Annotated in this window: 9 protein-coding genes and 1 pseudogene; 4 read left to right on the top strand and 6 right to left on the bottom strand. The window is 71.6% G+C overall.

What is annotated here, in order from left to right; translation table 11 throughout:
* Nucleotides 1-749 (bottom strand): annotated as a pseudogene (locus ACOADB_RS13315) (hypothetical protein); the annotation flags it as partial.
* 96 nt (nt 750-845) lie between these two features.
* On the opposite strand from ACOADB_RS13315, the gene ACOADB_RS13310 reads away from it, so the two are divergent.
* Nucleotides 846-1,832: a malate dehydrogenase gene (locus tag ACOADB_RS13310; RefSeq protein WP_378599291.1), complete on the top strand. Its 987-nt coding sequence runs from the start codon at nt 846-848 to the stop codon at nt 1,830-1,832.
* 114 nt (nt 1,833-1,946) lie between these two features.
* Here ACOADB_RS13310 and ACOADB_RS13305 read toward each other — a convergent pair whose 3' ends face one another.
* The 5 genes from ACOADB_RS13305 to ACOADB_RS13285 form a co-directional block, all read right to left on the bottom strand.
* Nucleotides 1,947-2,249, bottom strand: coding sequence for a DUF3017 domain-containing protein (locus tag ACOADB_RS13305; RefSeq protein WP_378599288.1), 303 nt, complete (start codon nt 2,247-2,249; stop codon nt 1,947-1,949).
* Between the two features lie 47 nt (nt 2,250-2,296).
* Entirely contained in the window at nt 2,297-3,169 is an 873-nt protein-coding gene (locus tag ACOADB_RS13300) for a bifunctional methylenetetrahydrofolate dehydrogenase/methenyltetrahydrofolate cyclohydrolase (RefSeq protein WP_378599285.1), read from the bottom strand.
* A 13-nt stretch (nt 3,170-3,182) separates the two neighbouring features.
* Nucleotides 3,183-4,757 carry a bifunctional phosphoribosylaminoimidazolecarboxamide formyltransferase/IMP cyclohydrolase gene (purH, locus tag ACOADB_RS13295; RefSeq protein WP_378599282.1) on the bottom strand — a complete coding sequence of 525 codons (1,575 nt, stop codon included), beginning with the start codon at nt 4,755-4,757 and terminating at the stop codon, nt 3,183-3,185.
* A 125-nt stretch (nt 4,758-4,882) separates the two neighbouring features.
* Nucleotides 4,883-5,497: a phosphoribosylglycinamide formyltransferase gene (purN, locus tag ACOADB_RS13290; RefSeq protein ID WP_378599279.1), complete on the bottom strand. Its 615-nt coding sequence runs from the start codon at nt 5,495-5,497 to the stop codon at nt 4,883-4,885.
* Between the two features lie 18 nt (nt 5,498-5,515).
* Nucleotides 5,516-6,850: a DUF6350 family protein gene (locus ACOADB_RS13285; protein WP_378599276.1), complete on the bottom strand. Its 1,335-nt coding sequence runs from the start codon at nt 6,848-6,850 to the stop codon at nt 5,516-5,518.
* A gap of 84 nt (nt 6,851-6,934) precedes the next feature.
* On the opposite strand from ACOADB_RS13285, the gene ACOADB_RS13280 reads away from it, so the two are divergent.
* The 3 genes from ACOADB_RS13280 to ACOADB_RS13270 all read left to right on the top strand — a co-directional run.
* Nucleotides 6,935-8,899 (top strand): hypothetical protein, encoded by a 1,965-nt coding sequence (locus ACOADB_RS13280; RefSeq protein WP_378599274.1) that lies wholly within the window; start codon nt 6,935-6,937, stop codon nt 8,897-8,899.
* Nucleotides 8,900-9,035: 136 nt separating this feature from the next.
* On the top strand, nt 9,036-9,545 hold the full coding sequence (locus ACOADB_RS13275) for a SigE family RNA polymerase sigma factor (protein WP_378599271.1): 510 nt from the start codon (nt 9,036-9,038) through the stop codon (nt 9,543-9,545).
* On the top strand, nt 9,538-9,990 hold a 453-nt coding region (locus ACOADB_RS13270), incomplete at its 3' end, for a hypothetical protein (RefSeq protein ID WP_378599268.1). The genes ACOADB_RS13275 and ACOADB_RS13270, both read left to right, overlap by 8 nt.

Below are 9,990 nucleotides of genomic sequence, written 5' to 3'. Positions count from 1 at the left end.
ACCTCGTCGCCACCCTCGACCGTCTCCTCGCGAACCAGGCCGGTGCCCTTCGCGTACAGCTTGTGCTCGACCAGGCCCGGCTCCAGCGGCGTGGTGTCCTCGGTCTCCAGCAGGTCCTCGAACGTTCCGGCCGGGACGGTCGCCGTGGCATCGAGCGCCAGCACGGCCGCCTGGTCCTCGGCCTCGCCGCGCAGGTACTCCATCTTGTAGCCGTCGCCGATCCGTGGGGCGGCCGCCATCGCGAGGCCGGCCTCGGCCCCATCGACCCCGGCCTCCCAGGAACCTTCGGTGGAGGTCTCGCCTTCGTCGTACTCCGTCGTGGCCTCGCCGAGGTACCAGACATTGCCGGCCGTGTCCTGGGCAAACCAGTCGAAGGTGTCCTCGACCAGCTCCCCCTCGGCGTCGGTGACGACGTCGTGGACGACGGTCGCGGTGACACCACCGATCGTGCGGGTCTCGTCGAGGACGGTGACCGTGATCTTCTCCTCGCCGTCACTCGACGTCGAGGAGTAGACCCACACGTTGCCGGGCACCAGCGGCAGCCAGGGGTTGTCGATGCGCGGCACGAAGTCCGCCGCGGTCAGGGCCGGCGTCGGGATCTCGAGTCCGTCGACGCCCGTGGGCGGGCTCGGCTCGGAAGCCGAACCGCAGCCCGAGAGCGCGGTCGCGACCAGCGCAGCAGCGACCACCGACGACCGACCGCGCGCCCACCCTTGCGTCCACCCTTGCGTCCACCCCTGGGTCCACATGGAGCCATCGTCTCGCATCCCTGCCCGGGTCCCCACGCCCGCCCGAGCGCTGCTAGCGTCGCTGGCGTCCGCACGTATCCCCTTAGGAGTCTTCCTGTGAGCACCACCCCGCTCAAGGTGGCCGTGACCGGCGCAGCCGGCCAGATCGGCTACAGCCTGCTCTTCCGCATCGCCAGCGGCGCCATCGCCGGTGACCGTCCCGTCGAGCTCCGCCTGCTCGAGATCGAGCCGGCCCTCAAGGCCCTCGAGGGCGTCGTGATGGAGCTCGACGACTGCGCGTTCCCGAACCTCGCCGGTGTCGTCATCGGCTCGGACCCGGAGCAGGTCTTCGACGGCGTCAACCTCGCCCTGCTCGTCGGCGCCCGCCCGCGCGGCCCCGGCATGGAGCGCGGCGACCTGCTGGCCGCCAACGGCGCGATCTTCACCGCGCAGGGCAAGGCCCTCAACAAGGTCGCTGCTGACGACGTCCGCATCGGTGTCACCGGCAACCCGGCCAACACCAACGCGCTCATCGCCGCGACGAACGCCCCTGACATCCCCAAGGACCGGTTCTCGGCGCTGACCCGCCTCGACCACAACCGGGCGATCTCGCAGCTGGCCGCCAAGACCGGCTCGGACGTCACCGACATCAAGAAGATCACGATCTGGGGCAACCACTCGGCCACCCAGTACCCCGACATCTTCCACGCCGAGATCGGTGGCAAGAACGCTGCCGAGGTCGTCAACGACCAGGCGTGGATCGCCGACACGTTCATCCCGACCGTCGCCAAGCGCGGCGCGGCGATCATCGACGCCCGTGGCGCCTCCTCGGCCGCCTCGGCCGCCTCGGCGACCTGCGACGCTGCCCGCGACTGGCTCAACGGCACCCCGGCCGGCGACTGGGTCTCCATGGCCGTCGTCTCCGACGGTTCCTACGGCGTCCCCGAGGGCCTCGTCTCCTCGTTCCCGGTCACCACCGCGAACGGCGACTGGAGCATCGTCCAGGGCCTCGAGATCGACGACTTCTCGCGCGGCAAGATCGACGCGTCCGTCGCCGAGCTCGCCGACGAGAAGGCTGCCGTCACGGAGCTCGGCCTCATCTGACGCGAGTTGGGGTTTGTCACCCCCGAGTTGTACGAAAACACCACACCCCGCGGCCCGTAGGTCGTGGGGTGTGGTGTTTTCGTACAACTCGGGGGTGACAAACCCCAACTCGCGCTAGACCGGCTGATCCGGGATCGTCTGGGCCAGCAGGAACAAGGTGATCCCGATGGCCAGCAGGATCGTGACGTCCAGGAAGCGGTGGCGGATGGCGAGCATGCCGGCGTCCTTCTCCGGCAGCGCGAGCCGCATGACGGCGGCAAAGCCGAGCACTCCGGAGATGATCGTGATTCCGAGCCGCCAGTCGGAGATGGCCGCGACGACGACGCCGGCAAGGGTGCCGCCCAGGATCGCGAGATAGCAGAAGCCGCCGATCGTCGCGGGCGCGTAGCGCCGGGGCGCGCGCTCGCCGATAGGCACCGGCTCCGGGGTGACCGGGACCGCCGCTACGCCCTCCAGGTCGTCGTTCAGTGCGCTGCCTTCCCGCCCTCGTGCGCGGCCTGCTCGGCCATGGTGACCACGTTGGCCAGCAGCATCGCGCGCGTCATCGGTCCGACGCCACCCGGGTTCGGCGACACCCAGCCCGCGACGTCCCAGACGTCATCGGCGACGTCCCCGGCGATCTTGCCATCGACCCGGCTGACACCGACGTCGAGCACGGCCGCGCCGGGCTTGACCATGTCGGCGGTGATGATGCCGGGCACGCCGGCGGCAGCGACCACGATGTCGGCCTCGCGCACGTGCGCGGCCAGGTCGACGGTGCCGGTGTGGCACAGCGTGACGGTGGCGTTCTCGGACCGGCGGGTCAGCAGCAGGCCCAGCGGACGACCGACGGTGATGCCGCGGCCCACCACGACCACGTTGGCCCCCGCGATCGGGACGTCGTGGCGACGCAGCAGCTCGACGATGCCGTACGGCGTGCACGGCAGCGGCGCCTCGTTGCCGAGGACCAGCCAGCCGAGGTTGGTCGGGTGCAGGCCGTCGGCGTCCTTGGCAGGGTCGATCAGGCCGAGCACGCGGTTCTCGTCGCGACCGCGCGGCAACGGCAGCTGCACGATGTAGCCGGTGCAGGCAGGGTCCTCGTTGAGGGCCGCGACGGCGTCCTCGATCTCCTGCTGGGTGGCGACCTCGGGCAGGTCGACGCGGATCGACGCGATGCCGACCTCCGCGCAGTCCTTGTGCTTGCCGTTGACGTACCAGCGCGAGCCCGGGTCGTCACCGACCAGGACCGTGCCGAGACCGGGCGTGATGCCCTGCTCCTTCAGCGCGGCGACGCGGGCACGCAGTTCGTCCTTGATGGCCGCCGCAGTGGCGGAGCCGTCGAGCTTCTGTGCAGTCACGGTGGTCATCCTGTCAGTGCGCGAAATGCCGGGTGCCGGTGAAGTACATGGTGACCCCCGCCGCTTCGCAGGCCGCGATGGTCTCGTCGTCACGCACCGAGCCACCCGGCTGCACGATCGCCTTCACGCCCGCGTCGAGCAGGATCTGCGGGCCGTCGGCGAACGGGAAGAAGGCGTCGGACGCGGCCACCGAACCGGTGGCCCGCTCCCCCGCCCGGGTCACCGCGAGCCTGCAGGAGTCGACGCGGTTGACCTGGCCCATGCCGATGCCGACCGAGGAACCGCCGGTGGCGAGCAGGATCGCGTTGGACTTCGCGGCCCGCACCGAGCGCCACGCGAACGCGAGGTCGGCGAGGGTCTGCTCGTCGGCAGCCTGTCCGGTCGCGAGCGTCCAGTTGGCCGGGTCGTCGCCATCGGCCTGGAAGCGGTCGGCGTGCTGCATCAGCAGGCCGCCGCTGATCGGGCGGGTCTCGACGCCACCCTGTGCGAGCGGTTCGGCGACGAGGATCCGGATGTTCTTCTTGCCCTGCAGCACCTCGACCGCGCCTTCGTCGTACCCGGGGGCGACGATGACCTCGGTGAAGATCTCGGCGACCTGCTCGGCCATCTGCTTCGAGACGTTCACGTTGGTCGCGATGACCCCGCCGAACGCGGAGACCGGGTCGCACTCGTGGGCGCGGCGGTGGGCCTCGGCCACGTCGGCGCCGACGGCGATGCCGCACGGGTTGGCGTGCTTGATGATCGCCACCGTCGGGAGGTCACCGTGGTCGTACGCCGCCCGGCGGGCCGCGTCCGTGTCGACGTAGTTGTTGTAGGACATCTCCTTGCCGTGCAGCTGCTCGGCAGCCGCGAGGCCACCCGGCCCGAAGCCGTTGCGGTAGAGCGCGGCGGGCTGGTGCGGGTTCTCGCCGTACCGGAGGACCGCGGACTTGTCGTAGGTGCCGCCGACCCAGGCCGGGAAGCCGGTGCTGATGCCGTCCTCGACGGTGCTGTCGGTGAGCACGCTGCCCATCCAGGAGGCGACCTGGACGTCGTACGTCGCCGTGTGGACGAACGCCTTGGCGGCGAGCGCCTTGCGCTCCTCCAGGGTGAAGCCACCCTCCCGGGTGGCCTCGAGGGCCCGCGCATAGTCGGCACCGTCGGTGACGATCGCGACGGAGGGGTGGTTCTTGGCGGCGGCGCGGACCATGGAGGGGCCGCCGATGTCGATCTTCTCGATGCAGTCGTCGATGCCGGCGCCGGAGGCGACCGTGGCCGCGAACGGGTAGAGGTTCACGACGACGATGTCGAACGGCGCGACCTCGAGCTCCTCGAGCTGCTGCACGTGCTCGGGCAGGCGACGGTCGGCGAGGATGCCGGCGTGGACGCGTGGGTGGAGCGTCTTCACGCGGCCGTCGAGGCACTCGGGGAAGCCGGTGAGGTCCTCCACCTTCGTGACAGGCAGGCCGAGGCTGTCGATCAGGGCGGCCGAGCCGCCGGTCGAGACGAGCTCGACGCCGGCGTCGTGGAGGCCGCGGACGAGGTCCTCGAGGCCGGTCTTGTCGAAGACGGAGATCAGTGCGCGCTTGATCTGGATCCGGTCAGTCATGGCGATTCAGTTTCCTCATCGGTCGATGCCAGTCGATGAGGGCACCCAGGCGATCGATGCCGACTCGTCACTCCCTGGTGGTTGCCCACCTGCGCCAGTCGTGTGCCGGCGATTCTACTTCTGAGTCAGCCTCCGAAGCGAACCCGGCGCCCCTCGACCGAGAAGCCCTCCCGGGCCATCTTGCCGACCGCGTCAACCAGCATCGCCCGCTCGGCGACCTTGATCCGCTCGTGGAGCGTCTCCTCGGTGTCGTCGTCATCGACGGGAACGGTGGTCTGGGCGACGATCGCGCCCGTGTCGACCCCCGCGTCGACGATGAACAACGTCGCACCGGTCACCTTGACGCCGTACTCCAGCGCCTCGCGCGGCCCGTGCATCCCGGGGAACGACGGCGACAGGGCCGGGTGGGTGTTGACCGTGCGCCCACCGAAGGCGTCGAGGAAGGTCTCGCCGACCAGCTTCATGAACCCCGCGAGTACGACGACGTCGGGCTCGAACGCGGCCACCTTGTCCGCCAGGGCGCGGTCCCAGTGCTCCCGCGAGGTGTAGTCCTTCACCTTCGCGGTGAACGTCGGCACGCCCACTGCCTCTGCCCGGGCGAGGCCCTCGATGCCCTCGCGGTCCGCACCCACCGCGACGACCTTCGCGCCGTACGCCTCGTCGGTGCAGGCGTCCAGCAACGCCTGGAGGTTCGTGCCCGAGCCGGACACGAGGACGACGAGGCGGGTGGGCGATGGCACGGCCCGGAGTCTAGGGGTTCAGCGACGGAACGGGAGCCGCGGCAACCGTGCCCGGACCGCACCGAGGCGCGCACTCAGCCAGTCGCCGCCGTCACGCTGCCACCAGCACACGAGCAGGGCGCCGGCGACGCCCCCGATCCCGAAGGACGTGATGGCGTGGAGCAGGACGTCGAAGGTGTACGGCCCGACGGCGCTCATCCGGCCGGGGCCGACCGCTCCCCCGGCGAACGCCGTGAGGATGGCGAGTACGACGCCCGCTGTGATGCCGCCTGCGCAGCCGCGGATGGCGGCCCGGTCCCAGGCGAGGACCGGGCGGTCACGCTGCACGCGGCCCGCGACGACCGCGGCGACGACGACGGGGATGACCATCAGCCAGCCGGTCCACCACGGGGTCGGGCCCTGGTCGGGGAGTGCGGCCAGCAGGGGGAACATCGGGAGCGGGCCGAGCACGACCAGGCTCGTCGAGACCGTGGTGCCGGTGCCGACGGCGAAACCCGGGCCCAGGACGTAGGAGCTGGAGAACAGCACTGCGTTGGGCAGGACCGCGGCGGTCGCGAGCGCCATCAGCGCGATGGCGCCGGCGTCGGCGTGCAGCTGGGAGACCACGTTGGCGGCGGTCGAGAAGTCCAGGACGAACGCTGCGAAGAGGGCGAACAGGCTGATCGCGAACCAGGTGCGCAGGATCCGCCAGGCCACCTGCGCGACGTCCCGCACCGCGTCCGGGACGACGGGCAGCCAGATCGAGGCGCGGCCGGAGCCGAGGGCGATGGCAGGCATCCCGGCCACTCCACCGACCAGGATCGACCAGAGCACGACGCGTGCCGGGCTCGGGGACGACGCCGCCGTCGAGGCAACGGCACACGCGACGACACCCACGACGGCGTACCCGAGGGTGAACAGCCCCGAAGCGATCGGGACGGTCCAGTCCCGTTCGCCGTCGGCGATCCGGGCGGCGTCGGGACCGTGTCCGGAGACCGACTCGCCGACCCGGTGACCGACCCGCCAGGTCGCCCAGGCACACAGCAGGGTGAGGCCGAGCGGGATCGCGGTCAGCCGGATGCCTTCGACGGAGACGCCCGAGCCGTGGGCGGCCAGCCAGCCGTGCGCGCCGACCCGCAGCGCGCCGCTCGGGCTGCCCTCGCCGCCGGCGTTGGTGAGGAACCAGCCCACGACGGCCACGGCCAGGCAGACCAGCAGCGGTCCGCCGGCGGCCAGCGCGCCGCCGATGGTCGCGGTCGGCACCAGCGGGCGGCTGGTGGCGAGGTCCTGGCGCAGCGCGGCGTCAGTCCGACCGCCTTTGGCAGTGCGGGCGGCACCGGTGCTGCGCGCCGAGGAGGACTGGAGCGACGTCATGGTGCGTCCATCTTCACGCCCGGACCCTGAGCGAGGTGGGTCGCCACGCCGCAACAACCCCGATGGTCGTACGGTTGTCGGGTCATGACCGTGTCCCGCCCGAACGCCGCTTCGCCGTCCGACGCCCAGCCCGCCGGCGCGCCGTCGTACGTCAGCAACGCGGACCTCACCGCGAGCTTCGACGCCTTCTACCGCGACGCCCGTGACCGGTTGCTGCTGCAGACCTTCGCCCTGACCGGGGACCTCTCGGTGGCCCGCAGCGCGGTCCGGGAGGCGTACGTCGTCGCGTGGCACCACTGGCGCAAGACCTCCCGGCTGGCCGACCCGGAGATGTCGGTCCGCCCCGCTGCGTGGCGCAAGGCGCTGCGCCGCAGCAACACCCGTCCGCTGCGGCGGCGCAAGGACCTCGACGAGCAGAGCCGCAACATCCTCGACGCCCTGGCCGCACTGCCCCTCGCCCAGCGCAAGGCGCTCCTGCTGACCCAGCTGGCCGCGGTGTCGATGGACGAGATGGCCCACGAGGTCGGCCTGCCGTTGGAGGCAGCCGAACGTGAGCTGCAGCTCGGTGCGGCACAGCTGGCCACGCAGCTGAACATCCCCACGTCGGCGATCCCGCTGTCGTTCAACTCGTTGGCGCCGGCGACCCGCAGCGTCACCTGGCCGCGGGTGACGATCATCCGCCGCGCGGGCATCGCCCGCCGCCGCGCCCACACGATCATCGGGGGCGCGACCGCCGTGGTCGCGCTCGTCGCCAGCGGCGCCGTCGCGATGGATGCCACGGGCGCCCGCCCGACGTTGCACCGTGAGGGCATCCCCGCCGCGACCGCGCCTCCGCCGTCCGGACCTGCCATCAACACGCTGCCCGACACAGCACTGCTGCAGCTGCAGACCGTCCAGGACACACTCCCCGGCCGCGGCTGGCAGCTGAGCGGCACCGTCGACAACTCCACCGGCAACGGCCGGGTGCTCCCCTGCCAGCCGGACCGGTACGCCGACCCGCAGGGCACCGCCGCGTGGGTCCGCGCCTTCCGCAACGCCCCACCGAGGACCGCCACCCGCACGGTGATCCAGTTCGCCGAGGCGTCCGCGGCCGAGCCGCGCGCGATCCGCACCTACCGCCGCACCCTGCGCTGGCTCACCTCCTGCCCCACCCCCGCCGACGACCCGTCCGCCATCCCGCGGATCCAACTGGTCAGCACCGCCGACCTGCCCGGAGTCGGCGACCAGGCCAGCCTGATGGTGCTGCGCTCGCGGGTGGACAAGACCAAGTACGTCGTCGGGGTGGCCCGCTCCGGCCTGTTCACCACGACCACCTCGGTCGCCACCACGACCGCCGGCGCGGCAGTACGCCGCGAGGGTGTCGCCGCGCTGCTGTCCGCTGCCGTCAACCGGCTCTGCGCGCTGGCCGACGGTGGGGCGTGCGCACGGACCGACACGAAGCTGGTCAACCGGGCGGCGTACCCCGTCGGCAAGGTGCCGTGGATGCTCTCCGAGGTCGACCTGCCGCCGCTGAGCCGCGACCAGGGCCCGTGGGTCGGCACCCCGGCGACCGCACTGACCGAGGACCGGGTCGACTCCGGCGCGATCGGCTGCACGACGGCGCACCTGTTCGGGACCTTCCGCAAGACGAAGATCCAGGCCAACCAGTTCCGCACCTTCGTCCTGAGCGAGTCGAAGCTGCCGCCGGAGGTCGGCCTCACCCAGACCGTCGGGGCGCTCCCGGTCGAGACCGCACGCGCCTTCGTACGCCGTATCCGCGAGCAGATCGCGGCCTGCCCGGACCTCGACAAGAGCGCCGGCACCGAGGTGAAGCAGCTCGCGAACAGCAGCACCGGCAAGTCCGCGCTGACCGCCTGGCGCCTCAGCACCGCGCTGCCCGGCGACCGCACCGTCGAGTACGACGTCGCCGTGCTCCGCAGCGGCACCTCGGTCTCCCTCCTCGTGTTCGTCGCCGCGCCGCGCGCCCGAATCGCCGAGAGCGACTTCGTGGCGCTGACCCGACGGACCCTCGAGCGGCTCGCCGTGATGGCGGCGTACAAGGCCGGCTGACCGACCCGTCGCCGTACCCTCGGGAAAGCTCGATCCGGAAAGTTCGGAGAGGGATGCAACCCCGCCCCTGCGTCGGGCGTATCACTCCCGACAGCCCCACCTGGGGGCGCGCAGATCGGTCCGTGAGGAGGTCGACGTGGAGGCGAACGAATTCGACGAGTTCTACGCAGCGTCGTTCCGACGGGTGACCGGCCAGGTCTACGCGATGATCGGGGACTTCGATGAGGCCACCGAGTGCGTCCAGGAGGCGTTCGCTCGCGCCTGGGCCCACCGTCGCAAGCTGGACAGGGCCGAGTACCCGGAAGCCTGGGTTCGCACCACCGCCTACCGCATCGCGGTGAGCAGGTGGCGCCGTCGCAAGCGCGGTGAGCGCTCACCCGACCGGGCGGTCGGCCACAGCGGCGTCGCTCCGGCGGTCGACGAGTCGCACGTCGCCCTGGTGGCCGCCCTCAAGCGACTGCCCGAGGCCCAGCGCCAGGCGCTGGTCCTGCACCACATCGCCGACCTCCCGGTGCAGCAGGTCGCTGCCGAGGTGGGCGTTCCCGAAGGAACCATCAAGGCCCGGCTCAGCCGGGGACGCGTGGCCCTGGCCGCGCTGCTGGCCGACGAGACCGGCCTCGCGGGAGGGGGGATGACCCATGTCTGAGCACGACCCGATCAACGATCTGTCCCGGTTCGGCGACGACTTCAGCACAGGAACAGGAGGCGACATGCCGCTCTCCGCAGCCGCCGTCCGACGCCGCGGCGACCAGATCCGCCGCCGTCGTACTGCCCTGGTGGCGGGCGCCTCGGCCCTGGCCGTGGCCGCTGTCGCCGTCCCGATCCTCGCGATCGCCGGAGGCAACCCGAAGGCCGACGACAACAACGACATCGCCGACGACAAGGCGAACGCGCAGTCGCTGAGCGCCGAGAACCTGCTCCGCGACGCGGACACCGAGTACTTCCCGAACGACAAGACGCCCTGGCGCACCAGCGAGACCTTCGAGGGCGACGGCCAGGCGGTGTACCACCCGTGCCAGCAGCAGGCGCTCAGCGAACTGGGTGCGACCAACAGCTTCACCCGCGCCTTCGAGTACGTGCCGCAGCTCGAG

The organism is Nocardioides sp. CPCC 206348, from assembly GCF_048654705.1.
Taxonomy (GTDB): domain Bacteria; phylum Actinomycetota; class Actinomycetes; order Propionibacteriales; family Nocardioidaceae; genus Nocardioides.
The sequence above is the reverse complement of the archived record's forward strand: the minus strand, read 5'-3'. Positions and strand labels throughout refer to the sequence as shown.

What these genes read in the sequence shown, in the direction of transcription:
- purH (WP_378599282.1), bottom strand. Translation starts at nt 4,757, where the DNA reads ATGACTGACCGGATCCAGATCAAGCGCGCACTGATCTCCGTCTTCGAC.
- ACOADB_RS13285 (WP_378599276.1), bottom strand. Translation starts at nt 6,850, where the DNA reads ATGACGTCGCTCCAGTCCTCCTCGGCGCGCAGCACCGGTGCCGCCCGC.
- ACOADB_RS13280 (WP_378599274.1), top strand. Translation starts at nt 6,935, where the DNA reads ATGACCGTGTCCCGCCCGAACGCCGCTTCGCCGTCCGACGCCCAGCCC.